General features: G+C 58.2%; 19 protein-coding genes. 9 read left to right on the forward strand and 10 right to left on the reverse strand.

Features of this window, described 5'->3' with window-relative positions:
• The first annotated feature begins 176 nt into the window (after positions 1-176).
• The 3 genes from yjiA to lanM all read left to right on the forward strand — a co-directional run bounded on the left by yjiA (position 177) and on the right by lanM (position 4,796).
• Positions 177-1,145 (forward strand): GTPase, encoded by a 969-nt coding sequence (gene yjiA / locus QK293_RS22020; protein ID WP_282381028.1) that lies wholly within the window; start codon positions 177-179, stop codon positions 1,143-1,145.
• 305 nt (positions 1,146-1,450) lie between these two features.
• Positions 1,451-1,600, forward strand: coding sequence for a hypothetical protein (locus QK293_RS22025; RefSeq protein WP_282381030.1), 150 nt, complete (start codon positions 1,451-1,453; stop codon positions 1,598-1,600).
• Positions 1,601-1,658: 58 nt separating this feature from the next.
• On the forward strand, positions 1,659-4,796 hold the full coding sequence (gene lanM / locus QK293_RS22030; RefSeq protein WP_282381032.1) for a type 2 lanthipeptide synthetase LanM: 3,138 nt from the start codon (positions 1,659-1,661) through the stop codon (positions 4,794-4,796).
• On the opposite strand, the gene QK293_RS22035 is transcribed toward lanM, so the two are convergent.
• The 5 genes from QK293_RS22035 to QK293_RS22055 all read right to left on the reverse strand — a co-directional run bounded on the left by QK293_RS22035 (position 4,702) and on the right by QK293_RS22055 (position 13,019).
• Positions 4,702-5,412 (reverse strand): GntR family transcriptional regulator, encoded by a 711-nt coding sequence (locus tag QK293_RS22035; RefSeq protein WP_282381034.1) that lies wholly within the window; start codon positions 5,410-5,412, stop codon positions 4,702-4,704. The two genes, lanM and QK293_RS22035, sit on opposite strands and share 95 nt — an antisense overlap.
• 25 nt (positions 5,413-5,437) lie before the next feature.
• Positions 5,438-6,142, reverse strand: a complete 705-nt coding sequence (locus tag QK293_RS22040; RefSeq protein WP_282381036.1) for a FadR/GntR family transcriptional regulator — start codon at positions 6,140-6,142, stop codon at positions 5,438-5,440.
• A gap of 67 nt (positions 6,143-6,209) precedes the next feature.
• A complete protein-coding gene (locus QK293_RS22045; protein ID WP_282381038.1) occupies positions 6,210-7,523 on the reverse strand; it encodes a C4-dicarboxylate transporter DctA in 1,314 nt (437 codons plus the stop codon).
• Positions 7,524-7,799: 276 nt separating this feature from the next.
• Positions 7,800-9,053: a serine hydroxymethyltransferase gene (gene glyA / locus QK293_RS22050; RefSeq protein WP_282381040.1), complete on the reverse strand. Its 1,254-nt coding sequence runs from the start codon at positions 9,051-9,053 to the stop codon at positions 7,800-7,802.
• A 117-nt stretch (positions 9,054-9,170) separates the two neighbouring features.
• The gene (locus QK293_RS22055; protein ID WP_282381042.1) at positions 9,171-13,019 is read right to left on the reverse strand and encodes a bifunctional diguanylate cyclase/phosphodiesterase; all 3,849 of its coding nucleotides are present in this window, start codon (positions 13,017-13,019) and stop codon (positions 9,171-9,173) included.
• A 280-nt stretch (positions 13,020-13,299) separates the two neighbouring features.
• Here QK293_RS22055 and ettA point away from each other — a divergent pair, with 280 nt between their 5' ends.
• Entirely contained in the window at positions 13,300-14,964 is a 1,665-nt protein-coding gene (gene ettA, locus QK293_RS22060; protein WP_282381044.1) for an energy-dependent translational throttle protein EttA, read from the forward strand.
• A gap of 90 nt (positions 14,965-15,054) precedes the next feature.
• Here the strand turns inward: ettA and QK293_RS22065 are convergent, their stop codons facing one another.
• From QK293_RS22065 to QK293_RS22080, 4 genes are all read right to left on the reverse strand, one after another.
• On the reverse strand, positions 15,055-15,549 hold the full coding sequence (locus tag QK293_RS22065) for a GreA/GreB family elongation factor (RefSeq protein WP_282381046.1): 495 nt from the start codon (positions 15,547-15,549) through the stop codon (positions 15,055-15,057).
• Between the two features lie 70 nt (positions 15,550-15,619).
• Positions 15,620-15,976, reverse strand: coding sequence for a hypothetical protein (locus QK293_RS22070; RefSeq protein WP_282381048.1), 357 nt, complete (start codon positions 15,974-15,976; stop codon positions 15,620-15,622).
• A gap of 85 nt (positions 15,977-16,061) precedes the next feature.
• Positions 16,062-17,915 (reverse strand): DUF4105 domain-containing protein, encoded by a 1,854-nt coding sequence (locus tag QK293_RS22075; protein WP_282381050.1) that lies wholly within the window; start codon positions 17,913-17,915, stop codon positions 16,062-16,064.
• Positions 17,916-18,008: 93 nt separating this feature from the next.
• Positions 18,009-18,497 (reverse strand): DUF3015 domain-containing protein, encoded by a 489-nt coding sequence (locus QK293_RS22080; RefSeq protein ID WP_282381052.1) that lies wholly within the window; start codon positions 18,495-18,497, stop codon positions 18,009-18,011.
• Positions 18,498-18,773: 276 nt separating this feature from the next.
• Between QK293_RS22080 and QK293_RS22085 the strand changes: the two genes are divergently transcribed.
• Entirely contained in the window at positions 18,774-21,212 is a 2,439-nt protein-coding gene (locus QK293_RS22085) for an ATP-binding protein (protein ID WP_282381054.1), read from the forward strand.
• A gap of 280 nt (positions 21,213-21,492) precedes the next feature.
• Complete coding sequence (locus tag QK293_RS22090; protein WP_282381056.1) at positions 21,493-21,834, forward strand: hypothetical protein; 342 nt, start codon at positions 21,493-21,495, stop codon at positions 21,832-21,834.
• 5 nt (positions 21,835-21,839) lie between these two features.
• On the opposite strand, the gene QK293_RS22095 is transcribed toward QK293_RS22090, so the two are convergent.
• Positions 21,840-23,669, reverse strand: coding sequence for a hypothetical protein (locus QK293_RS22095; protein WP_282381058.1), 1,830 nt, complete (start codon positions 23,667-23,669; stop codon positions 21,840-21,842).
• Between the two features lie 159 nt (positions 23,670-23,828).
• On the opposite strand from QK293_RS22095, the gene QK293_RS22100 reads away from it, so the two are divergent.
• The 3 genes from QK293_RS22100 (at position 23,829) to QK293_RS22110 (ending at position 25,463) form a co-directional block, all read left to right on the forward strand.
• Entirely contained in the window at positions 23,829-24,317 is a 489-nt protein-coding gene (locus QK293_RS22100; RefSeq protein WP_282381060.1) for a TIGR00645 family protein, read from the forward strand.
• A 113-nt stretch (positions 24,318-24,430) separates the two neighbouring features.
• A complete protein-coding gene (locus QK293_RS22105) occupies positions 24,431-24,724 on the forward strand; it encodes a DUF6482 family protein (RefSeq protein ID WP_282381062.1) in 294 nt (97 codons plus the stop codon).
• Positions 24,725-24,845: 121 nt separating this feature from the next.
• Positions 24,846-25,463 (forward strand): FKBP-type peptidyl-prolyl cis-trans isomerase, encoded by a 618-nt coding sequence (locus QK293_RS22110; RefSeq protein ID WP_282381064.1) that lies wholly within the window; start codon positions 24,846-24,848, stop codon positions 25,461-25,463.
• The last annotated feature ends 92 nt before the right edge of the window (positions 25,464-25,555 follow it).

Here is a 25,555-nt window from a genome sequence, read left to right on the forward strand (position 1 = left end):
CCGGGAACGCCAGGAGGCTCGTTACGGTGGCAAGGGTGGGCCGAAGTGCTGTTGATGCACGAGGTCTAGGCAACACACCACTGTAGGAGCCTGGCTTGCCGGCGATGGCGATCTTCAGGACGCCATCGCCGGCAAGCCAGGCTCCTACAGTTTTTTTGCGTCCGGGAGACCTTATTTTGTTGACCCCTATCCCTGTAACAATCCTCAGTGGCTTTCTCGGCGCGGGAAAAACCACCCTGCTGCGCCACCTGCTCAAAGCCGAACACGGCCTGAAAATCGCCGTGATCGAGAACGAATTCAGCGACGCCGGAATCGATACCCAACTGCTGGGCGACGAACCGGTGCAAGTGATGACGCTGTCCAACGGTTGCGTCTGCTGCACCATCCACACTGACCTGACCAAGGCTCTGTACTTGCTGCTCGAGCGCCTGGACAGCGGCGAAATCGCCTTCGACCGTCTGGTGATCGAATGCACCGGCCTGGCCGACCCGGCACCGGTGGCGCAGACGTTCTTCATCGATGAAGAGCTGCGCGAGCGCTACATCCTTGACGGCATCATCACCTTGGTGGACGCCGCTCATGCCGACACTCACCTGACCCAAACCATCGCCCAGGCGCAGATCGGTTTCGCCGACCGCTTACTGGTGAGCAAGCGCGATCTGGTGGACGAGGCGACGTTCAACGCCCTCAGCGAGCGGCTGACCCGGATCAACCGTCGCGCACCGATTCGCGTGGTCGAGCACGGCAAGATTGACCTGGCCGAATTGCTTGACGTGCGCGGTTTCAATCTCAATGCCGACCTTGGCGGCGTCAGCCTGCGCCCGGTGAACAAAGCGCCGTCCATCGACCGTATTTCCAGCCTGGTACTGCGCACCGACAAGCCACTGGATATCGACAAACTCAGCGAGTTCATGAACGAGCTGCTCGAAGACCATGGCAAGCAACTGCTGCGCTACAAAGGCGTTTTGAACATCCTGGGTGAGCCACGGCGCATGGTGTTTCAGGGCGTGTTGAAGTTGTACGGATTCGATTGGGACACCGAGTGGGCGAACGATGAAACGCGCGAAAGCGTGATCGTGTTTATTGCCGATGATTTGCCAGAAGAGAAGATTCGTGAAGGGTTTGCGCGGATAGCCGCGGACTAAAAGTTCAGTGCCCATTGCATTGGGCACTTTTTCACGTCGTCGCAATGACGACTAAAGATTTCTTGTTGAAATTCAGAATTAATATTGTTCCGTGTCCTTGTTGGATAAGTATTGCTGTGTTCGGCTGAATGATTGCTGTGTGTGTTAAAGCATTAAAGGTTATTTCTGATTTGGCTTTTAGTGGCGGAGTTAGAGGGGGGTGTAAGTTACATTTGGTTGGGTTTCTAATCTTTCATTATTTCATCCGGGTGATACAGTCTTTGGGCGCTAATATTGGCGTTAACTTGTTGAGTATGGAGAATTGAATGAAAGAGCAAATCATGGATCTGTCGGGTGAGTTCGATGCGGAATTCGAAGCCTACGTAAAAGCAGGCGACAACCAGACCGCGGGCGCAGAGGTCATGGCGACCACCGTATCGTGCGGCACCCTGGGCTGCACCGTTCTGGACTGCTAAGCAGGCAGTCACCTATGGCGAGTCGATGGCTCGCCATATCCGTTATAGGTGTCATCAAATGTTGGCTGATGTACTGACGTTTCAAGAGCGTGAAATAACGGGCGCCGGTGCGTCGATAGATGTTGCCCTGTTGCATAAGACCATTGCGCAGCTGCATAAAAATGATAATGCTCTACTGCATTATTTTGGTCTGGATCGGCAGCAACTGATTCAACGAGTTGAAAGTAACAACAGGCCTGTCGAGCGTGAACATGAGTCGTCGGTGATAGTGTCTTTGAAACACGAAATTGACATTATAGAGTCGCTGTTACTGGGCGAGCATGTGGAAGACGTAGGTCAGGAATGTTTCTACTGCTTTTATTATGTTTTTTACGACTACTTCAAGAAGTGCTTCGAAGAAGAGCGGCGATTTATTGAGGTGTGCAACTTGACGAATGTTGATAGTTTGCTGGCGAGTGTCAAGTCTTACGTCATCGCAGGCGTCAAACGTTTATCGGAAAAGTCTCTTGTCCATGCGCTGAATACGCAGATATCCGAAAATGCCGATCTGGATCTACAGACCTTCAATCAGCGATTGAAAACCGGAATAACAGGCGCGGTTCTGAAATCATACCCGGTTCTCACCCGTCTCTTGATCGAGCAGATCAACAGCACGGTAGCGTACCTGTACAAGGTCGTTTTTCATTTTGCCGACGACGCTGACCTACTCCAACGTACATTCAGTTTGCCTGGCAAACGGATAGACGCAATCAACCTCGGGTTGGGCGATCCCCATGCGGACGGAGAAACGGTCTGCTCTGTACAGGTTGGCAGTCAATCGCTGGTGTACAAGCCACGGAGCAATCATGAGGCCTTGTTCTACAATGCACTGCTAAAGCGCCTTCATGAGCTGACCGGCGATGACAGCTTTGCCATCTATGCGCCGATAACGGTAGCCAGGGAGGGGCGCTGCTGGATCGAAAAAATCGAGAATCTGGCGTGCGCAGCAGAGACCGATCTGTCGTTATTCTACCGGCGGATGGGGGCACAGATTGCGGTCGTTCACGCCTTGAACGGCATCGATTTCCACTACGAAAACATCATTGCCTGCGGCAACAGCCCGGTGATGATCGACCTGGAGTGCCTGTTCTCGGCCGCCATGGTTGATCTGAAGATCAACCTTCCACACACCCGTGCATTGTTCAAAACCCTCAAACGCAACAGTCAGTCCGTCTTCTCGAGCGGTTTTGTCGCCTATTCGCCAGACACCGACAATGACACCGGCGGGCTGACTCGGCAGAAAACCTTCATTTCGAAAAAGAAGCAGCTGATTCGTGAGCAAAGTTTCTATCGTTTGAAAACGGTCAAGGTCGACAAGGTTCCTGTGATCAGACACCTGCCGGTTTTCAAGGGTGAGCCGCGTTCAGTGGATGAGTACCAGCACGTGTTCTTCCAAGGGTTCGAAGATGCCTACGACCAGATCGTGAACCATATCGACGCGGTACAGGAACTGATCACCCAGCACGTCAGCCAGCTGAAAACCCGTGTCCTGTTAAAAAATACGCAGCGTTACGCCGACTTCATCGAACTGTCCCTTCATCCGCGCTTCATGCAATGCATGATTCAGCGTGAGGTGCTGCTGGCAACGTTGTGGGCAGAGTTGAACGAGACGCTCACTGGCCATCAGCTACCACGTTACGAATTGAACGATTTGCAGAAGGCCAACATCCCTTGTTTCACCATGTCTATCGGTTCAAGCCGAATAGTCGGTGCTGCAGGTGTGGAGTTGACGCAACTGGCGATCGAAACCCCTTTTGACAGTTGCCGGCGCAAGTTGAGATCACTCTCGCCCAGCGATAAAACCTTCCAGAAGTACATACTTCGGGAGTGCCTGTTTCCCGTTTCCAACGACGCCTTGCCCATGAACCGTAAACATCGATGTGACGGAGCGCCGGGGCTGAGCTCGCCGCAGTACCTTGATGCTGCAATGAGCATCGCCGGGGCAATCGAGCGCTTTCGTATCAAGGGTGAGGAGGGCGATGTCGGGTGGATGTTCTTGAATACTCATCCGCGAACCCGGCGCAAATACATTTCTGCAATGGGTAACAGCTTGTACAACGGCATGGGCGGGCTTGCGATTTTTTACATGAGTCTATTCAGCGTCAGCGGCCAGGAACATTACAACGATAAGGCTGACGAGATCCTGCGTTCGATGGCAAAGTCCCACGGCCATTTTGACAGTGACATGACGGTCAGCGCCTATTTCGGGTTGGCATCCTATGTGTACGTGCTGGTCAATTACCAGCGTGTGACAGGACGGCAGAATCACCAGCAAACCATCGATGGGTTACTGCTCAAGCTCGCCGACTGTCCTCGTCCGGATGACGAGTACGACTTTCTCAATGGCGGGTGCGGCACGGTGACAATGTTGGCGAATCTCTACTTGTTGGAGAAGCGCGCGATGTTGCTGCCCCTCATAAAAACGTTTACCGAAGCGATCAAGTCCCGACTGAGGTACGAAGGCGGCACATTTGTGCTCGGTGATACTCGGGTGCCGCTGCTGACGGGGTTCTCCCATGGGATATCCGGCATCCTCCATGCGCTTGCCAAGGTGTACGAGGTCACTCGGGATTCGTCGCTCGTGACGTTGATCACGCAGTTGCTGGAGGCCGAAAACCGTCTCACCGTCCAAGGCTTCTGGCTCGATCTGCGTGATTGCTCCAGACAAAGCTATATGAACAAATGGTGTCATGGTGATGCGGGTATTTTGATCTCCCGGTTGCAACTGAGCAGGGCGCTGGCAAATGCCTTGAGCCACGACGCAAGGACGGCAGTCGAAGCAGACATCAAAACCTGTGAAAACAATCTCTGGGGGCATGGCCTGGGAAGCGGTTATAGCCTTTGTCACGGTGATTTCGGGAATCTTGTGTGCTTGCTGGATCTGTACCGTCGGGACGCAAACGACCAGGGCGTCGCCCGCGTGTTGCAGGCGTTTTCCGAGGCTGTGCACAACTTCTTCAATGAAGACTTTATCGGTAAAGACAGCATTCCCGATCTGGGGATGATGCTGGGCATTGCCGGGGTCGGGCAAGCCTTGCTGCATGCCCTGGATGCGGAGTTGCCTAATGTTCTATCGCTCGAGTTTCAGGGCGCGGCATCAGTAGCGTCTGTTCAAGATGATCCAGTTGCCGGGTCATCAGTCGAACCGCTGCTGTAACGTCTGCGCGCTCCAGAGCCTGCACCAGCAGTGTGCTTTCATGCCATTCGCTATAACTGGGCGTGGGTCGTTCATGTCGAGCAATGGCCAGCAATGTCACGGGGACCAGGCTGCCGAGGAAATGCGCCAGCGGTGCATTGCCGGCCATCTCGGCCAGTTGTAGATGGAATTCTCCAGACAGTCGAATTGCCGGGCCGCGCTCACCGCGCTCCATGCATCGGCGCTGCCGCGCGATCAGGTCATGCAGGCGTTTCAGATCTTCTGCTTGAGGCTGCTGGCTGGCCAGTTGCACCAGCGTGATCTCGGTCAGGCGCCGGGCATGAAGGGTTTGGCGGGTTTGCTCGATGTCTGGCGCGGCGACTCGGGGACGATGATGGGTGCGAAGGATGATGATCTGCTGATACGACAGGCGCGTCAGTACCTGGCGGATGCTGCTGCGGCTGACCCCGAACATGTCCCCCAGGCTTTCTTCGGTGAAGCGGCTAGCGGGGACGATGCGCTGTTCGAGAATGGCATCGAACATCCGTGAGTAGAGATCATCCGCCGACGGCTTCCCGGTATTCGTTCGAGGGAAGGGCAGGGCCGTGAGTGTTTGCGGCGAGGCGAAGCTGTTCATGGCTTGTCTCCAGTTCGAAGCGGGCTCAACTGTCGAGGTTGTCGTCCGGAATGTTCAATTCGATGCCCATCCGCTGGCCTTCGCGAAGGATGTGCCGACGCATTTCGGCGCTGGCCAGGGCGCTGTTCTTGCTGCGGATCGCCCGCACTACCGCTTCGTTTTCTTCGAGACGTTCAGCCAGATGCTCTGGCGAATTGCGCAGCACGTCGGCGCTTTGCTTGAGGGCGTTGCTGGTCTGTTGCACCACACTCTGGAAAATCGGGTTCGAGGTCAGCGTGAACAGCTCTTCGTGGAACGCGATGTAGGCGTTCACGCCGGCTTCGCTGTCGTTGGCCTCAAGGGCTTCGCGCATGTCCATCAGGGTCAGGCGCAGTTGCCCGACTTCCTTGCTGCTGATCGACTGCGCGACCAGGCCGACAATGAACGGCTCGAGGGTGTAGCGCAGTTGCAGCACGTCTTCCAGGCTCGCACCGGCCACCGCGCTGTCGTGGCTTTGGCTGTCGCTGAGATTGACCTCCAACACCACCACGCCTTTACCCGGCATGGAGCGCACCAGCCCGAGGGTCTCCAGCACGATGACGGCTTCACGCAGGCTCGGGCGGCTGATGCCCAGTTGTTCGGCCAGCTCACGTTGCCCCGGCAGCATCTCGCCGGATCGCCACTGACCACGGACCAAAGCGGCCCTGAGTTTTTCTACGACTGAATTCACAACGGTCGACGAGGTAATCACTGTTCGCTCCACGAGCATCCAAAACGATTGATGACCGTGCCTGCCCGCAGGCAGGCACGGCGATTATTCAAAATTCCTGCTGATGCGCCGGGGCGACAGGTTTTCTTGGCTGGAAGGTATAACCCACTTGGCCGGAAAGCACTTTGTTCGCCCGTTGAATATCGATGTCCTTCTCCCAGCGGGCGATGGCTACGGTAGCCACGCAGTTGCCGATCAGGTTGGTCAGCGCCCGGCCGATGCCCATGAACCAGTCCACCGCCAGCACCAGCACCAGGCCCACCACCGGAATCGCCGGGATTGCCGTCAGCGTTGCCGCAAGAATCACCAGCGCCGAGCCGGGAATACCGTGGGCACCTTTGGAGGTGATCAACGACACCAGCAGAATCGTCAGCAAGTCGCTCATGGCCAGCGGCGTGCCGGTGGCATTGGCGATGAACACGATGGCCAGGGTCAGGTAGATCGAGAAACCGTCCAGGTTGAACGAGTAACCGGTTGGAATCACCAGCCCGACCGTCGAACTGCCGATGCCCAGGTGCTCAAGCTTGCGCATGATCTGCGGCAGCACGGCGTCGGAAGAAGCGGTGCCCATGACGATCAGCAGTTCTTCGCGCAGGTACTTGAGCAGTGGCCACATCCGCAGGCCGGACAGGCGCATCACCAGGCCGAGAATCAGCGACACGAACGCCACGCAAGTCAGGTAAAACAGGCCGACCAGGCTGCCCAAGTGTTGCAGCGAGTCCAGGCCATATTTGCTGGTCGTGAAGGCAATCGCCCCGAACACACCAATCGGCGCCAGGCGCACGATCATACCCATGATGCGGAAAATCACGTGGCTGAGTTCGTTGATCAACCGGGAAATACCCGAAGCCGCTTCACCCACCAGATTCAACGCGCTACCGAACAGCACTGAAAACAGCAGGACTTGCAGGATGTTGTTGTCGGCAAAGGCGCCAATCACCGAGGTCGGGATCAGATCCATCAAGAACTGTGTGGTGGTGTGCATGTGTTGACCGCGCTGGGCGATGTCGCCCATGTCCGCGGCGGAAAGCTGATCCAGATGAATGTTCGCGCCGCTGCCAATGCCGGTGCTGAAGGCGAACACCAGGCCGATCACCAGGGCGATGGTGGTCAGGATTTCGAAGTAGATCACCGATTTCAGGCCGATGCGTCCGACCTTCTTCAGGTCGCCGGCACCGCTGATGCCGCTGACCACTACGCAGAACACGATCAGGCCAATGAGCATCTTGATCAGTTTGATGAAACCGTCGCCGAGCGGTTTGAGCTGGGCGGAGTATTCAGGAAGGGTCAGCCCGCAGACGATGCCGAGCACCAGTCCGAGAACCACTTGGAGGAAGATTGAACGCGAGCACCATTTGAGCATGGGAGGAATCCTGGTCGGTGTCCTGGCTGCCGTGCGCTTAAGCGCATCAGATTCAGGACTTAATTATTGTGGTCTTACCGGTATGTCCAGTGCAGGCGCAGTCTAGGCGCTGTTTTTGGGTGTTCGCAAGTGGAAATTTGCAGATTGGCTTTACCGGTCTTACCAGTTGGGCGCAATGCCCCGACCTTGAGCCATTTCACTGTTTTAAAAAATCGCGGACGAAAAAAAACCGGCCATCACTGGCCGGTTTTTCGTTGCTGCGGTTTAGCGGGCTGATTAGGCGCCGTATACCGGCAGCTTCTTGCAGATGGCCTTGACCTTCTCACGAACGGCATCGATCACCGCTTCGTTGTTCAGGTCAGCCAGGATGTCGCAGATCCAGCCGGCCAGTTCCTTGCACTCTGCTTCCTTGAAGCCGCGAGTGGTCACAGCCGGAGTACCGAAGCGCAGACCGGAGGTGACGAACGGGGAGCGTGGATCGTTTGGCACGGAGTTCTTGTTCACGGTGATGAAAGCCTTGCCCAGAGCGGCGTCGGCGTCTTTACCGGAGATTTCCTGCTTGATCAGCGACAGCAGGAACAGGTGGTTTTCAGTACCGCCCGATACCACGTCGAAACCGCGCTCGATGAACACGCCGGCCATGGCCTTGGCGTTCTTCACCACTTGTTGCTGGTAAGTCTTGAACTCAGGCTGCAGCGCTTCCTTGAAGCAGATCGCTTTGGCGGCGATTACGTGCTCCAGCGGGCCACCCTGGGCGCCCGGGAATACCGCGGAGTTCAGCTTCTTCTCGATGTCGGCGTTGGCGCGAGCCAGGATCAGACCGCCACGTGGACCGCGCAGGGTCTTGTGCGTGGTGGTGGTCACGACGTCAGCGAAAGGCACCGGGTTCGGGTAGACGCCAGCGGCGACCAGACCCGCCACGTGGGCCATGTCGACGAACAGGTAGGCGCCGACTTTGTCAGCGATTTCGCGGAAACGCGGGAAGTCCAGGATCTGCGAGTAGGCAGAGAAACCGGCCACGATCATTTTCGGCTTGTGCTCAACGGCCAGACGCTCGACTTCGTCGTAGTCGATCAGGCCATTGGCATCGATGCCGTACTGAACGGCGTTGTACAGCTTGCCGGAAGAGGAAACGCTGGCACCGTGGGTCAGGTGACCGCCGTGAGCCAGGCTCATGCCCAGGAGGGTGTCGCCCGCTTGCAGCAGGGCCAGGTAAACGGCGCTGTTGGCTTGCGAACCGGCGTGCGGCTGAACGTTGGCGTAATCGGCGCCGAACAGTTCTTTTGCACGATCGATGGCCAGTTGCTCGACCACGTCGACGAACTCGCAACCACCGTAGTAGCGCTTGCCCGGGTAGCCTTCGGCGTACTTGTTGGTCAGTACCGAGCCTTGAGCTTCCATCACCGCAGGGCTGGTGTAGTTTTCCGAAGCGATCAGCTCAATGTGCTCTTCCTGGCGCTGAGCTTCTTGCTCCATGGCGGCAAAGAGATCGGCGTCGTACTTGGCAATAGTCAAATCACGGCTGAACATGGCGGTCCTCAAGGATCGGGGCAGAAAAGGGGGGCATTCTAACCCAATGGGTTTTAGATGGCATATGAAAGGACATCATGTCGCAGACAAGTGGGCTTCATGACGGGATCAAAGGTCTCAGTCAAACATGAAGAGCGCATCATTGCTGAACTGCGCTTCAAACCGGCTCGCCGGCATCGGACGGCCAAACAGATACCCTTGAACCTCGTCGCAACCATGCTCACGCAGGAAGTCGAGTTGCTCGTGGGTTTCCACGCCCTCGGCGATGACTGCCAGATTGAGGCTATGGGCCATGGCGATGATCGCGCGGGCAATTTGCGCATCCTGCTCACCCGACGGCAGGCCGTCGACGAAGGTGCGGTCGATTTTCAGCACGTCGATGGGGAACTGCTTGAGGTAGTTGAGCGATGAGTAACCGGTGCCGAAGTCGTCGACCGCAATGCTCAGGCCGAGATTTTTCAGCCCGGCAAGTATCTGCATCGCTTCGCTGACTTCGCGCATCAGGATACTTTCGGTCAGTTCCAGCTCCAGGCACGCTGGCGGCAGGCCGGTTTCCTTGAGGATGGTGGCGATTCGCGTCCCGAGTTGGCCGTCGGAGAATTGCCGGGCCGAAATGTTCACCGACACCTTGGGCACCCGGACCTTGGCCTGATGCCAGGTCTTGAGTTGACGGCAGGCCTCGCTGATCACCCAGTCGCCGACATCCACCACCAGACCGAGCTCTTCGAGCACCGGGATGAAGTCCCCCGGCGGTACGAGACCGCGTCGCGGGTGGCGCCAGCGCAGCAAGGCTTCGGCGCCGGTCAGGCGTTTGCCATCGCCGCTGAACTGCGGTTGGTAGTAGAGGACGAATTCGTTCTGCTCCAGGGCGTGACGCAAGTCGCTTTCCAGCTCCAGACGCTCCAGGGCGCTGGCGTTCATGTCGGCCTGATAGAACTGGAAGTTGTTCTTGCCACGCTCCTTGGCGTGATACATCGCGGTGTCGGCGTTTTTCATCAGTTGGCTGAGTTCGTTGCCGTCCTGAGGGCTCAGGGCGATCCCGATACTGGCGGTGACGAAGAACTCGCGGCCTTCAAGCACGAACGGTTTTACCAGGCTGGCGAGAATCTGTTCGGCCACATGAATCGCCCGGTTCAAGGCGATTTCACGGGTGAGCCGCGGTTGCAGCAGCAAGGTGAATTCATCGCCACCCATGCGCGCCACGGTGTCGTCATCATCGACACAACCGAGCAGGCGCGTGGCCATTTCCTTGAGCATGCGATCGCCGGCGGCGTGGCCCAGGGAGTCGTTGATCGGTTTGAAACGATCCAGGTCGAGGAACATCAGCACCACCCAGGACTTCTGCCGTTCGGCTGATTGCAGCGCCGAGTGCAGGCGATCCTGGAACAGCGTGCGGTTCGGCAGGTGGGTCAGGGCGTCGTAATAGGCCAGACGGTGAATCCGCTGCTCACTGGCCTTGCGCTCACTGATGTCGCTGAAGAAGCACACGTAGCTGGCCAGATCGCCTTCGTCATCCAGCACCGCCGTAATCCCGACCCAGGCCGGGTAATGCTCGCCATTGCGTCGTTTGAGCCAGACTTCACCTTCCCACGTGCTGTGCTGATGCAGCTGCTTGAGCACGTAACGCAGATGGGCCTCCTGCTGCTCATCGACCGTCAGCATGTTCGGCAACTGGTCGAGCACCTGCTCCACCGCATAACCGCTGACACGGCTGAAGGCTTCGTTGGCCTGGACAATGTAGCCGGCCGGGTCGGTGATCAGGATCGCCGAGGTCGAGTGCTCAAACACTGTCGCGGCCATGCGCAGGTCTTTTTCAGCCCGGCGCTGCTGGCTGATGTCGCGACCGACGCCCAGCACGCCCTCGAATGCACCGTGTTCGTCCCAGACCAGCACCAGCCGCAGCTCGATGGGAATCTTGCGCCCGTCGGCCCGCAGGCAGTCGAACAAAAACAGTTGGGTCTGCACCTGACTGCGCAACAGCGCCAGTTGCTCGGGTTTATTCAGCGCTTTGCTGACCCGGTCCATCAGGGTGTAAATGCCGGTCAGTTGTTGCGGGTTGGCGATGGTCGATTGCCAGCCGTTCTGGAAAATCCAGTCAGCGTCGTAACCCAGCACGGCCTGCACCGACGGGCTGACGTAGTTGAGCGCCATCTTGCTGTCGGTTGAGAAAATCACGTCGCTGATGCTTTCGGCGAGCATCCGGTAACGCTGCTCGCTGTCGCGCAAGGACTCACTGGCTTCGATCTGTTCGGTGATGTCCTTGGCCACGCCGATGATCCGCGTGACCTGATCGTGCTTGTCCCGCGCCAGCGCCTGTTCGCGGATGTCGAAACGCCGCCATTTACCATCCCGGTGGCGGAAGCGCAGTTGGCATTGCAGCAATTGTCTGTAGCCAGCCTGCCGCTGGGTTTGGCGCGAGCGGTGGTAGAAATCGGCATCTTCGGGATTCAGGAGAATTTCCCAGAAATACTCGCCCATCTGGTGCAGTTCGGTACGGTTGTAACCGAGTGTCTGGCCCAGGTGGTGGTTGCTGAAAATCATTCGCTGGCTGATCACGTCTTGCACGTACAGATGATCCGGCACGGTGCGCACCACGTCGGACCAGAATCCTTCACGCTCCAGCAGCGACAGTTCGACGAGCTTGCGGCTGGTGATATCAGTGATGCTCAGGATCACCGATTTATAGTCGTCCAGGTCTTCCGGCAACCGCAGGACCAGCCACACGTGCTGGTCGCGGCCATTGGCGTCCTGCAGTTTGATTTCCAGTTCAAGCTGTCTCTGCTGGTTGAGCACCGCTTCGAGCACTTGATTGCCGATGGCGGTGCCGTCCTGCGGATTGCCGTCGATCAGCAGTTTCCAGGCTTGATCGCAAGTGTTGACGTTGAGCAGTTGCAGGGCGACCAGGTTGACCTCGGTGATGCGCAGTTCCTGCAGCAGTTGCTGGCGTTGTTGTGGTGTATCGAGCCAGGCCTTCAGGTGTTCGCTGCTGTGCAGCTGAGCCTTGTCGAAGACGCTTTTGAGCCCGGACACGTCGAGCACACACAGGGCGACGCCGGTGCCTTCAAAAATATCCTGGTAGCGTCGACGGCCTTCATGCACCTGACGCTGGCGGCGGCGCATGTTCAGCAGGGCGATGAACGGCAGCAGGGAGAAGGCCAGGCCCAGAAGGCATTTGCCGATGAACGCCGGCAGCAACTGTTCGATTACCCGTTGCCGGTCGAATAGCCCGCGCAGTTGCCAGTCGCTGCCGGTCAGGGGGACAGTCAGCACGCTGTTGGTTACATCGTTCGCGGTCAGCTCGCTCAATTTGGCTAAAGTCTGCGATTCATCGCGGCTGATGACTTGGTGGTTGACGCGGTTTTCCACCAGCCACTGCGGGCGAATACCGGCTTCGTTTGGTGTGGTGAGCGACGAGAAAATTGTCGGCGTCAGGCGCAGAGCCCAGTAGCCGCGGGTGCTACCGCTGGCCTGATGCAGGAGCAGATGCACCATCGAACCGTCATTGGCGTTGCTGAAATAATGGGCCTGGGCGTGACTGCGTCGGACCAGTTCGCTCAGGTAGTCGGCGTCGTTGCTGTCGTCGGCACTGTCGCTGAGGACTTTCCCGGAAGGGCTGAGCAACGCAAGGCTGCGCAGGTCGGGCAAGGATTTTTGCAGCTTGCGCAGCAGCGCCTGCAGTTCGTCGGCGCTTTTTGGTTGTTCGACGATCGGTAGCAGGTTGAGGGCGATCTGGGCGTTGAGCGCCATGTTCAGGCTGACTTGCGAGGCCAGATCGGCGGTGTAGTCGATGGTGTACTGACGCTGGTTTTTCTGGGTTTCGCGAAGCTGATCCAGCAACTGCCAAAACAGTAGCGCGAGTAGCAGCAGGACGAGCGTCGCCAGCGCGCCCTTCAAGGATCCACGCAGGGGTGAGCCGGTCGCAGGATTGAGTGCGCTCACGGAAGAAGGGGGAGAGACATTAGACAAACTGTAATCCTGCGGTTTGGCTTGACTGGCGCGACGTGCACTATAAGCCGGACGCCCGAAGGGCGGCTAGCATGCCTTGAGTTGTGGCAAAGTGCCAGTCCCGCTCGGCTGGACTGCCATCGGTCATTCAGGTAGCTTTGCCGGTTACGCGGGAGCGTTCCAGCTCCTAGGGCTTTTTTAGCGCGCACGCATTGATACCCATCAATCGGCCGACGCGCACAGCCTGGCCAGGCATCGCCTGCGCTCCAATCATTCATCAGTCACTGACCCTAGGTTCTCCATGGCTCAATACGTATTCACCATGCATCGGCTGGGTAAAGTTGTTCCACCGAAGCGGGAAATCCTCAAAAACATTTCGCTGTCGTTCTTCCCGGGCGCCAAGATTGGCGTACTCGGCCTTAACGGTTCGGGTAAATCCACGCTGTTGAAAATCATGGCTGGCGTCGACACCGAGTTCGACGGCGAAGCCCGTCCGATGCCGGACCTGAACATCGGCTACCTGCCGCAAGAACCGATCCTGGACCCGACCAAGACCGTGCGTGAAGTGGTCGAGGAAGCGGTCAGCGTGATCAAGAACGCCCAGGCGCGCCTGGACGAGGTCTACGCGGCTTACGCTGATGAGGATGCCGACTTCGACAAACTGGCCGCTGAACAAGCCAAACTCGAAGCCATCCTGCAGGCCAGCGACGGTCACAATCTGGATCGCCAACTGGAAGTCGCCGCCGATGCGCTGCGTCTGCCAGCGTGGGATGCCAAGGTCGAATTCCTGTCCGGTGGTGAAAAGCGTCGTGTGGCCCTGTGCCGCCTGCTGCTGTCCGCTCCCGACATGCTGCTGCTCGACGAACCAACCAACCACCTGGACGCCGATTCCGTCGCCTGGCTGGAGCATTTCCTCCACGATTTCCCGGGTACCGTGGTAGCGATCACGCACGACCGTTACTTCCTGGACAACGTCGCCGGCTGGATCCTCGAGCTCGACCGCGGCGCCGGTATCCCGTACGAGGGCAACTATTCGGGCTGGCTTGAAGCCAAGTCCGATCGTCTGGCTGCCGAATCCAAGCAGCAGTCGGCCCATGAAAAAGCCATGAAGGAAGAACTGGAGTGGGTGCGCAAAGGCGCCAAGGCCCGCCAGTCCAAATCCAAGGCTCGTCTGCAACGCTTCGAAGAAATGCAATCGCAGGAATTCCAGAAGCGCAGCGAAACCAACGAGATCTACATCCCGGCCGGTCCGCGCCTGGGCGACAAGGTCATCGAGTTCAAGAACGTTTCCAAGGGCTATGGCGATCGGGTGTTGATCGACAACCTGTCGTTCTCCATGCCAAAAGGCGCCATCGTTGGCGTGATCGGCGGTAACGGTGCCGGTAAATCGACCCTGTTCCGCATGCTGATGGGCAAGGAAACGCCGGATTCGGGCAGCATCGAAGTCGGCGAAACCGTGCAACTGGCGTGCGTCGATCAGAGCCGCGAAGACCTGGACGGCAGCAAGACTGTCTTCCAGCAAATATCCGAAGGTTCCGACCAGATCCGCATTGGCAACTATGAGATCCCGTCGCGCACCTACGTCGGTCGCTTCAACTTCAAGGGCGGCGATCAACAGAAGTTCGTCAAGGACCTGTCCGGTGGTGAGCGCGGTCGCTTGCACCTGGCCCTGACCCTGAAGGAGGGCGGCAACGTCCTGCTGCTCGACGAACCGTCCAACGACCTCGACGTTGAAACCCTGCGTTCCCTGGAAGAAGCCCTGCTGGACTTCCCGGGCGCCGCCATTGTGATCTCTCACGATCGGTGGTTCCTTGACCGCGTCGCGACTCACATCCTGGCGTACGAAGACGACTCGCAAGCGGTGTTCTTCGAAGGCAACTACACCGAGTACGAAGCCGATCGCCGCAAACGTCTTGGCGAGGCGGCCACTCAGCCGCATCGTGTACGGCACAAGAAACTGGCCTGATTTCAGGTTGGTGCATGAAAAAACGGAGCCTCGGGCTCCGTTTTTTTATGGGGTTTCAGATAAGCCGCGGCGCGGCCATCGCGAGCAAGCTCACCCAATCTCTATGCCCAACACCTCAATCAACAAATCCCCCGCCGGCCGCTTCCACAGCACTTCATCCCCAACCTGCGCACCCAGCAACGCCCGACCCAGCGGCGAACCCCAATTGATCAGCCCGCTCGCGGCATCCGCCTGATCCTCGCCCACCAATTGCACGCGTTGTTCGTTGCCCTGTTCATCGGCAAAGGTCACCCAGGCGCCCATCTGCACTTTGTTGGTCGAGGAGGCCGGCACGACTAACTGAGCGCTTTGCAGGCGTTGATTGAAATACCGCCAGTCACGCTCAAGGTCGGCCTGGCGCTGTTTGTCCGCCAGTTCACCCCGAGAACTCTGTTCATTGAGCAGGTTTTGCACCTCGGCGACTTTCGCCTGAAGCTGCGCAAGCCCGGCGGGCGTGACGTAATTGGGCTGCGCGCTGACCTGCCGTTCGACTGGCTGATCGGCTTGCGCGGCGGCGTTATCTTCATTGACGAAGGCGCGACTCATGGTTTTCTCCCGTTATAGGGTTTGGGCCATGATCGCAGGCTTTTAGTTTCGACGGATGTCTGTCAGCGACTCATTGCGAGCGATACGCACGGGCGGCACCCTGATCCTTTTGCTGCTGCCAGGCTTTGTCCCGGTCGTCCCAATGATGGCGGCGATAATCTTCGCGATCCTCGCTTTCGCGCATCGCCTGACACTGACGGAAGCCATCGCTCCAGCCCTCGGCGTACTGCTTGTCCTTGAGGTAACGCGGGACATTTTTTCGAAACTCGCCAGTGATTGCGCCAGCGGCTTGCCGGCCACTGCTGCAACCGTCATCGAAGCCATCGGCGAACGCCGGTGGATAGCCCTTGGCGATCAGATCCTCGTGGGTCGTCTGGCAACCCGCGATCAACATCAGCAAACCCACCACACCCACGCAACGCCACATCTCAGACTCCCGGGGCCGTTCTACGGCCTATATCAGAAGTCTAGGAGTGGATTCGTCGATGGGATGTGAAAGAGAGATCAAAAGATCAGTAGTGATACCACTTCACCTCAAGCATCACTTCGTTCTCGGGCGAAGCCAGGTGGCTGAATTCGCGCTGGGCACTCAGGCGCACACCCAGGTTGCGCGACAGTTCCCACTGCTGATTCAGACTCACGCTACGGCGTACTTCGCCATTGGTGAAGTAATCACCTTTGGCCTCCAGGCTGAAGTTGCCCAGCGGGTTTTTCCACAGCAGGCCCGTATTGAAGCCCGCCGCCGGAGCGATGAAACCGGCGAAGTCGTTGTTGTGCTCCACGCGCACGGTGCCCAAGGCAAAGCCGAGCATGTCGTCGCCCAGTTGCCAGGTACCGCCGCCACCGCCATTGACGTGGCTGACCAGGGTTTCGTCGTCATGTTTGCCGGGCACTCGCTCCAGGCCGCCGGTGACCTGCCACGAGAGCGGTTGCAGCAACTCATTGCGCGGGGTCAGGGAGCGGATGGTCGCCAGGTCCAATTGCTGCAACTGCCAGTGATTGCCTTCGTACTGGCGCAGTTTCATTTGCAGGATTTCGATCTGCGCACCGAGGGGGAAGCTCTCGGCGTTGTCGTTGAGATCGTGATACGCCATGCGCAGGCCATATTCGCCAAAGGCCTTGTCGCCTCGGGTGCCGATGCCGGCCTGCCAGGTTCGCGATTCATGGCCATCCTCGGGCAGGCCGGGTTGCGGGATGTCCAGTTCCGGTGCCGGGTTCTGGTTGATCGCCCGCAGCAGTTCGAAACTGCGCTGCGCCCGTTGCGGGTCACGTTCCTGACCGTTGGCGCGGTAGCGCTCCAGGCGATAGGCCGCGTCGATGATCAGCGCCTGACGCTCGCGCGGTTGAGCCTTGAACGCCGGCGCCTGCAACTGCTTCTGGTCGGCGCTGACATTCAGCACCCAATCCTGTTCTTCGTCGGTCAACGGCTCGGCGCGGCTCAGCAGTTCACGTTCGCGAGACGGTCGATACTGAATGGATTCCACCAGTCCGGCTTCTTTCACCGCTTTCACGGTGTCCGTAGGAATCGCGGTCAGCGGGAATTGTTCGGTCAATCGCAGGCTCGGGCGGGCCACTTGCAGCAGTTCCAACAGGCGATAGGAGCAGTTTTCGTCGAAGAAGAAATAGTCGAACTGGATCTGTTTCAGTTCCCAGACGTGCTCGACCATGCGCTCGGTTTCTGTCTGGGTCAGGTTCAGGCGGTACTCCCACAGATCGCGGTTCTCGAGACTGCGGTACTCCGAGAGTTTTTCCTGATAAGGCACTAGCGCAAACAAACCAGGATAGCCGCCCATCAAGCCTTTCCAGGCATACAGGATGCTGTTGTCGGAACCCTCAATGTACGCACCGAAGTTGATCGCATAACTGAGCAGGGCGGTTTGATCGCTTTGCACATTGGCCTGGTCGATGCGCAGCAACGTGTGGCCGAACATCGATGACGGGCTGTTCAGATACGCCGCCGGGAAAATCATCACCGCACTGTGGGGTGAAACATCCTTGAACCATTGCTTGAATTCTGTGCAGGGAAGCGTCGGCAGATCGCTCAGGTTGAGCTGCGCCTTCAGCCAGCGGGTGCGGGCGGGGTAGACGCATTGGGCGTGTTTTTCGCCGGCACTGGCCGGGGCGTACAGCGCTTGCACGGTGGCGGCCAGTTCGCGGTCGGGATGTTCGTTGCCATCGGGTGCAAGAAAAAACTTCTTGTCGCTGACATAGCTCCGCCAGCCGCCGAGTTTGGCGGTTTCGTAGTGGCCCAGGGAAATCCAGAAGGGGTCGTTGGCCAGTTGCTGCAAACGTTGATTGTCTATGTGAGGCGCGGCGGACAGCGGGGCGCAGACACAGAGCGCCAGCCAGGCAAGGCGTTTGAGCATAGTGGGCTACTTAAACTCGAAGAATACAAAGACCAAAAAGGGTCAGGTCCAAAAAATAAAACCCGCTCCCCGAAAGGAACGGGCGGGTCGAGCTTAAGCTTGAGTAACGTACTTAGCCAGACGAGGATCGTTCTTCAGAACGGCCAGGGTGTTGGTATGCACGTCGTCAGCGGTCACGTCAGCCTTGCTGAAGATCTGCTGGAAGTGCTTATGAGTGACGGCGGCGAAGTGCGCACGGTCTTCCGGCGCCACGCCCATTACCACGGCGTATGTGGTCAGCGCTTCGCCCTGACCCTTAGCCATGTCTTCGGACAGCTCGTTCATCATGCCATTCATGGCAATCCAGGATTTGCCGCCATAGGTCAGCGACGCATTAGTCGAGCAACCATTGGTACCGGAGGTCATACCGAACGTTGCGTTGCCGGAAGTGCCGTTGGTGGTGGATGCCAGGAAGTGAGCCGGGGTGCCACGCTGACCTTCGAACAGCATGTTGCCCCAACCGCAATCCGGGCCGCCTGGCGCCTGAGCCATGGCATTGAGGGATACAACGGTGAAGAGAGTACCGAGAAGAATCCGTTTCATAGCTTTGTTCTCTTTATGTGCATACCAATGGACAAGGGGTCTGGCCCGATCTGGCGCCAGTGGGCCGGTTATTGTTCCAGCCGCGCAGTTTGGAGTTTAGGCACGTTCCTGAGGTTCCGTTATTTTTTGCATAACATTCGTTGAAAACATTGATTTAGACCCGACCCGCTTAGCGATACCGCTTTGTCTATGCTTTGGCTAGAGGCGCGCCTTGCAAGTGAGGTATGGGCGGCGCCAGAATGCCGCTATCTGCCCCGCCTGATGTAAGGAAGCCCGATGCCTGATCCTGTTGCTGCCAGCTTGCGTCTAGCGCCTGAAGCGCTGACCCGTCCGTTTTCCGCTGAACAGTTCAGCTTCTCTACCACCAATGATTTGGAGCCCTTCCGCGGTGTGCTTGGCCAGGAACGTGCGGTCGAAGCCTTGCAGTTCGGTGTGGCGATGCCACGCCCCGGCTACAACGTATTCGTCATGGGTGAGCCCGGCACTGGCCGGTTCTCGTTCGTCAAACGCTACCTGAAAGCCGAAGGCAAACGCCTGCAGACCCCGGCGGACTGGGTCTATGTCAACAATTTCGATGATCCTCGCGAACCTCGTGCCCTGGAGTTGCCCTCTGGCACCGCCGGTGCCTTTATCGATGACATCAACGGCTTGATCGACAACCTGCTGGCGACTTTTCCGGCAGTGTTCGAGCACCCGTCCTACCAGCAGAAGAAAAGCGCCATCGACCGCGCCTTCAATCAACGCTATGACCGCGCGTTGGATGTGATCGAGCGCCTGGCGCTGGAGAAGGAAGTCGCGCTGTACCGCGACAGCACCAATATCGCCTTCACCCCGATGAGCGAAGGCAAGGCCGTGGACGAAGCCGAATTTGCCCAGTTGCCGGAAGCCGATCGCGAGCGTTTTCACGACGACATTGCGTGGCTGGAAGAGCGGCTGAACGAAGAGCTCGCCAGCCTGCCGCAGTGGAAGCGTGAGTCGAGCAATCAACTGCGCCAGCTCAACGAAGAAACCATCACACTGGCCTTGCAGCCATTGCTCGCACCGCTGTCGGAAAAGTACGCGGAAAACGCCGGCGTTTGCGGTTACCTGCAAGCGATGCAGGTGTACCTGCTCAAGACTGTGGTCGAGCAATTGGTGGACGACAGCAAAACTGACGCCATCGCCCGCAAGCTGCTGGAAGAGCAATACGCGCCGAGCCTGGTGGTCGGTCATCCGTTCAGCGGCGGTGCGCCAGTGGTCTTCGAGCCGCATCCGACCTATGACAACCTGTTTGGCCGCATCGAATACAGCACCGATCAGGGCGCGTTCTACACGACCTATCGGCAGTTGCGGCCGGGCGCCTTGCATCGGGCCAACGGCGGTTTCCTGATCCTCGAAGCAGAAAAAATGCTCAGCGAGCCGTTCGTATGGGATGCGCTCAAGCGCGCCTTGCAATCGCGCAAGCTGAAAATGGAATCGCCACTCGGTGAGCTGGGCCGCCTGGCCACCGTGACCCTGGCACCGCAACACATTCCGTTGCAGGTCAAGGTCGTCATCATTGGCGCCCGACAGCTCTACTACACGCTGCAGGACCTCGATCCGGACTTCCAGGAGATGTTCCGCGTTCTGGTGGACTTCGACGAAGACATCCCGATGGTTGACGAAAGCCTGGAGCAGTTCGCCCAGTTGCTCAAAACCCGCACCTCCGAAGAAGGCATGGCGCCGCTGACCGCTGATGCGGTGGCGCGTCTGGCGACTTACAGTGCTCGCCTGGCTGAGCACCAGGGGCGTTTGTCGGCGCGGATCGGTGATCTGTTCCAACTGGTCAGCGAGGCGGATTTCATTCGCCAACTGGCCGGTGATGAAATGACCGACGCCGGGCACATCGAACGTGCGCTCAAGGCCAAGGCCACGCGTACCGGGCGCGTCTCGGCGCGGATTCTTGATGACATGCTGGCGGGAATCATCCTGATCGACACGGATGGCGCGGCGGTGGGCAAATGTAACGGGCTGACAGTGCTGGAGGTCGGCGACTCGGCGTTCGGTGTGCCGGCGCGGATTTCCGCCACGGTGTATCCGGGCGGTAGCGGCATCGTCGACATCGAGCGCGAGGTCAATCTCGGTCAGCCCATTCACTCCAAAGGCGTGATGATCCTCACCGGGTATCTGGGCAGCCGTTACGCCCAGGAATTCCCGCTGGCGATTTCCGCGAGTATCGCCCTGGAGCAGTCCTACGGTTACGTCGATGGCGACAGTGCATCGCTGGGCGAGGCTTGCACCTTGATTTCGGCCTTGTCGAAAACCCCGCTCAAGCAGTGCTTTGCGATCACCGGCTCGATCAACCAGTTCGGTGAAGTGCAGGCGGTGGGTGGGGTCAACGAGAAAATCGAAGGCTTCTTCCGACTTTGCGAAGCGCGCGGGTTGACCGGTGAGCAAGGGGCGATCATTCCTCAGGCCAACGTTGCCACGCTGATGCTCGACGAGAAAGTGCTGACGGCGGTGCGCGCGGGGCAGTTCCACGTCTACGCCGTGCGCCAGGCCGATGAGGCGCTGAGCCTGTTGGTTGGCGAGCCGGCTGGTGCGCCAGACGCCGATGGTCAGTTCCCTGAAGGCAGCGTTAACGCGCGGGTGGTAGAACGCCTGCGGGTCATCGCAGAAATGATCAGCGAAGAAGACCTCAAGGAAGCGGAAAAAGAAGCTGCGCAGGAAGCGTTAGTGGAAGCCAAACCCGCCTGACATAGAGCCCCCTGTAGGAGCGAGGCTTGCCCGCGAAGAGCGATAACGCGGTTATTCCGGTAAAACCGCGTCACGGCTTTCGCGGGCAAGCCTCGCTCCTACAAGTGCCGTCGGTCTGACGTCAATATTCACACAATGACCATTCGGCGCCTTTCGGTCTCACCTGACGTACAAGTCAAACTTTTCTTCTATTCTCAGCTCAAGGATATCGACAGTAATCACTGGATCGAGACAGTCCTCCCGTGGGGGCTGAATACCGGATCTACCGAGGGTCGCCGCCATGTCGCGCAACCTCTGCCTCACCCGTCAATGCCTGGGCCTTGTGACCCGTATCGAGTGTGCCATCCGCCCATTGGCGGGCGATACGGGCATGTGGACCTTACTCTTTGCCGCCGGAATGGCCGGCGAACAACCTTCTGCCATTAAGGCCCAGGGCCCGTTTCATGGTCCCTTTGTGGCTGAGTCGATCCTCTACACCATCGTTGAAAGTCTCACCCTGCACGGCTATGAACTGGCCGATGATCCGCAAATCTGGTGCCTGCACCTGCAAGCTCAGCTGCGGGAAATCAATGGTGGCCGTTGCCGTAATCCTGGAGGTTTCGAGTTTCGACCCGAGCACTGAACCGGCTATTGGGCAAGGTGGGACGTATCCGCCGTGTCGAGTTTGACCTCGAATCCATATTGCACGGTGGTGAGGTCGGTTCGTTGATAGGTTTCCAGTCGGGCAGGCTGCCCGTAGAAGTAATGCACGCCCAATAATGCCGGGCCTTCTGCGCTCGCATCGTGAATGACCGAAAGAATCTCCTTCAGATAATTGCCGCTGTCGTCCTTGGCGAAGAAACGCCAGTCCTGGGCGGGAAACAGCTTCAGATTAACCACCAGCGCATTGCCTTTGAGCGCCAGGCCTTTGGGCAACTGGTGGGTGTCGATGGTTTTCTTTTCGACGGTGGCGAGGAACAGCGGCATGGAGCCCACCGCGTAAGCCGGGGTTTCTGGAAACAGGTTCAAGTCGTAGGTAATGGTGCCGCGCAGGGGATCGACCTGGTAAGCCTCAGGCGGCAATTCGATCGGCTCATCGCGCTTGCCGTTACCGTCCTCGGTAAAGAAGCTGACCGGGCTTTCACCGGGGTTGAAGGAGGTGCCGAGCAGCTCATCATTGAAGCTTTTGGAGTGATCGAACTCGATACGGGCGGCGCTGGGGTCTTCGACCGACTGACTGATGCTGACGTTCTTTTTCAGTTTTTCCTCGCCAAGCGTTGCGCCTTTGAGCCAGATCGGGGCCTGATCGTCGTACACCACCACCGGCAAAGTCAGTGGCTGGATGGTCTTTTCCGTGGTGTGTGGGTCGAAGCGACGGACTGGCAGGTCCAGGTTCTTGTGGGTCACCGTGGCGGTTGAAAAGTCCAGTACGCTGACCTCAAGGGTCTCGATCGGCCCATTGAAGTACACCTTGGAATAATGGTGGCTCTGTTGCTTCTCAAACGCGCGCTGCTCGTCATCGATCTGTTTTTCGAAGTTCTCGCTCCAGGCTTTCTGCTGCTGCATTTTCGCCAGTTGCTGTTGATAGAAAGCAATTTGTGCGGCGGTTTCGTTGATCGAGCCTGAGCGCGAGAGAAACTGCCCGGTGCTGTCCTTGGCCTGAACGATCAGCGGGTTCAACGGTGTTTCGCTGACCTCGGGGGCCAGTGGTGCGCTGTTGTTGAATTCGATTTCGGCGTAGTTGTTGGCAAGTTTCAGCAGGGTGACGCTGAGGTTGTCGTTGGTGCGAGTCTGGCCAACGTCCTTTTTCGTCAGGTCGAAGCTGTAGAGCCGGCGCGGTGCGATCACGTCTACCTTGCCTTGCAGGCTCACCGGTTGTGGCGGGTTCTTGTTATCGACGTCCAGGCCATCGATGAAGGGGTAGGTCACCGTCAGGTCGTCGGGGTTGGTCAGGTTTGAGCTCGACGGGCTCAACTGAATACCGGGATCGGTTTCCGACCATTCCGGCTGAAACGGGATGACGCGCTTGTCGCTCAAAGTCACCGACTGCCATTCCAGGCCATGGGGAAAGAGAAACGCGGCCGGAATGCTGAAGTTGAAAGGGAACACCGGTTGCAGATCGGTCAGGTAGTCGGAACTGGAGTCTTTGTGCAGCACGAACAGACCGTTGATGTACGTGTCGACCAAGGCTTGTGGCGTGGGGTAGTGCTGGAGCACGGCGAGGGCGTCTTCGCCGTATTCTGTTTCTACCGGTTTGCTGTCGAGCTTGAGTTGCGCACGCTCGAGCAACAACAGTGAGCCACCGAGTTCAGCCACGGCATCCTTGAGTTTCGGATCCTGAATCGCATCCAGAGACTTCTCGAGCTGCGCAGTTTTTTCCTCGAGGCTGACCTGGCGCTTCTCATCGCTGGGAGAGCAGGCGCTCATCAGCAAAGCCAGGCAAATTCCGGCGCTCGTTAGAGGCAATCGCACATCCATTTCCCGTCTTCCTGTCCGATGTCGCTGAGCTGTCAATGCTTTGGACACTAGCAGAAAAACCTTGTCACACACGCGCAGGTTGCGGATTTCCCGACGGTTTCTGGGTGTAACGGGTGGCTGATATACTCGCGGCCATTTCCAGCCCACATGTGAGATTTAATGGAACGCTTTATCGAAAATGCAATGTACGCCTCCCGCTGGCTGCTGGCGCCGATCTACTTTGGTCTGTCCCTCGGTCTGCTGGCGCTGGCGCTGAAATTCTTCCAGGAAGTGTTTCACGTCATCCCCAACGTGTTCTCGATGGCCGAGTCGGATCTGATTTTGGTGCTGCTGTCGCTGATCGACATGGCGCTGGTGGGCGGCCTGCTGGTGATGGTGATGATCTCCGGGTACGAGAACTTCGTTTCCCAACTGGATATCGACGAAGGCAAGGAGAAGCTCAACTGGTTGGGCACCATGGACTCCTCTTCATTGAAGATGAAGGTGGCCGCTTCCATCGTGGCGATTTCGTCCATCCACCTGCTGCGGGTCTTCATGGACGCCAAGAACATCGATCCCGAGCATTTGAAGTGGTACGTGATCATCCACATGACCTTCGTGATTTCGGCGTTTGCCATGGGTTATCTGGATAAGCTGACCAAGCACTGATTGGCTAGACAGAGTTGCGAAACAGACGGGCGGTGTTGTTTGTGGCTTGTACTTTGATGCGCCGAGGCTTATGCCTGTAAGGATCTTGGCTCGCCACTGTGTGAGGTGTGTTCATGGACCTGCAAGAGTTGAATGCCTATGCCATCGCCGGGAAGATCGATGAGCTCAACCTGATCTCGATGGAAGGTGGGATCTACCTGTTGGAAGCGCGGATGCACGGCGCGGCGTATCCATTGAGTGATGCCCGCGGCCAGATGTTTCATCTGCGCTCGGTCGAGCATGCGCGTGAAGTGCTTCACGCCTTTCCCAGCTTGCCATTCAACCTTGTACATGTTTCGGTTCATGACGAGATGTGTGGACTCGGCATCGAGGAAAGCCTGAAGGTACCGATCGCGTGGCAGCACTGACACCTCTCATCAACGCGATGGCATCTGTGCTAGTCTGCTGGCCCTTTTGGTTCCGGGCGCTCCGGGATGCGCTGTGCACGCACGGCAAGTTCCAGGGCCGTCCGCACAGCGGAGCAGTGTCATGTCCGAAGTAAATCTGTCCACCGACGAAACCCGCGTCAGCTACGGTATTGGCCGTCAGCTGGGCGACCAACTGCGCGACAACCCGCCACCGGGCGTTAACCTGGACGCGATCCTGGCGGGTCTGACCGACGCATTCGCCGGCAAGGAAAGCCGTGTGGGTCAGGAAGAAATGTCCGCAAGCTTCAAGGTGATCCGCGAAATCATGCAAGCTGAAGCAGCCGCCAAAGCTGAAGCAGCGGCTGGCGAAGGCCTGGCATTCCTGGCTGAAAACGCCAAGCGTGACGGCATCACCACCCTGGCTTCCGGCCTGCAATTCGAAGTGCTGACCGCCGGTGAGGGCGCCAAGCCAACCCGTGAAGATCAAGTGCGTACTCACTACCACGGCACCCTGATCGACGGCACTGTGTTCGACAGCTCCTACGATCGTGGTCAGCCTGCAGAATTCCCGGTCGGCGGCGTGATCGCTGGCTGGACCGAAGCCCTGCAACTGATGAACGCCGGTAGCAAATGGCGTCTGTACGTGCCGAGCGAACTGGCTTACGGCGCTCAAGGCGTTGGCAGCATTCCACCGCACAGCGTACTGGTATTCGACGTCGAGCTGCTCGACGTTCTGTAATACATGAGCCTGTAGGAGCGAAGCTTGCTCGCGAATGCATCACCTCGGTTTCAAGTCGGAACCGAGTTGCCTGTTTCGCGGGCAAGCCTCGC

Origin of the sequence: Pseudomonas sp. AL03 (assembly GCF_029960815.1) — a bacterium.
GTDB lineage: Bacteria > Pseudomonadota > Gammaproteobacteria > Pseudomonadales > Pseudomonadaceae > Aquipseudomonas.

Excerpts from the sequence above, each read along its gene's own strand:
- QK293_RS22025 (WP_282381030.1), top strand. The coding sequence starts at position 1,451 with ATGAAAGAGCAAATCATGGATCTGTCGGGTGAGTTCGATGCGGAATTC.
- lanM (WP_282381032.1), top strand. The coding sequence starts at position 1,659 with ATGTTGGCTGATGTACTGACGTTTCAAGAGCGTGAAATAACGGGCGCC.
- QK293_RS22035 (WP_282381034.1), bottom strand. The coding sequence starts at position 5,412 with ATGAACAGCTTCGCCTCGCCGCAAACACTCACGGCCCTGCCCTTCCCT.
- QK293_RS22045 (WP_282381038.1), bottom strand. The coding sequence starts at position 7,523 with ATGCTCAAATGGTGCTCGCGTTCAATCTTCCTCCAAGTGGTTCTCGGA.
- glyA (WP_282381040.1), bottom strand. The coding sequence starts at position 9,053 with ATGTTCAGCCGTGATTTGACTATTGCCAAGTACGACGCCGATCTCTTT.
- ettA (WP_282381044.1), top strand. The coding sequence starts at position 13,300 with ATGGCTCAATACGTATTCACCATGCATCGGCTGGGTAAAGTTGTTCCA.
- QK293_RS22065 (WP_282381046.1), bottom strand. The coding sequence starts at position 15,549 with ATGAGTCGCGCCTTCGTCAATGAAGATAACGCCGCCGCGCAAGCCGAT.
- QK293_RS22070 (WP_282381048.1), bottom strand. The coding sequence starts at position 15,976 with ATGTGGCGTTGCGTGGGTGTGGTGGGTTTGCTGATGTTGATCGCGGGT.
- QK293_RS22075 (WP_282381050.1), bottom strand. The coding sequence starts at position 17,915 with ATGCTCAAACGCCTTGCCTGGCTGGCGCTCTGTGTCTGCGCCCCGCTG.
- QK293_RS22080 (WP_282381052.1), bottom strand. The coding sequence starts at position 18,497 with ATGAAACGGATTCTTCTCGGTACTCTCTTCACCGTTGTATCCCTCAAT.
- QK293_RS22085 (WP_282381054.1), top strand. The coding sequence starts at position 18,774 with ATGCCTGATCCTGTTGCTGCCAGCTTGCGTCTAGCGCCTGAAGCGCTG.
- QK293_RS22090 (WP_282381056.1), top strand. The coding sequence starts at position 21,493 with ATGTCGCGCAACCTCTGCCTCACCCGTCAATGCCTGGGCCTTGTGACC.
- QK293_RS22095 (WP_282381058.1), bottom strand. The coding sequence starts at position 23,669 with ATGGATGTGCGATTGCCTCTAACGAGCGCCGGAATTTGCCTGGCTTTG.
- QK293_RS22100 (WP_282381060.1), top strand. The coding sequence starts at position 23,829 with ATGGAACGCTTTATCGAAAATGCAATGTACGCCTCCCGCTGGCTGCTG.
- QK293_RS22105 (WP_282381062.1), top strand. The coding sequence starts at position 24,431 with ATGGACCTGCAAGAGTTGAATGCCTATGCCATCGCCGGGAAGATCGAT.
- QK293_RS22110 (WP_282381064.1), top strand. The coding sequence starts at position 24,846 with ATGTCCGAAGTAAATCTGTCCACCGACGAAACCCGCGTCAGCTACGGT.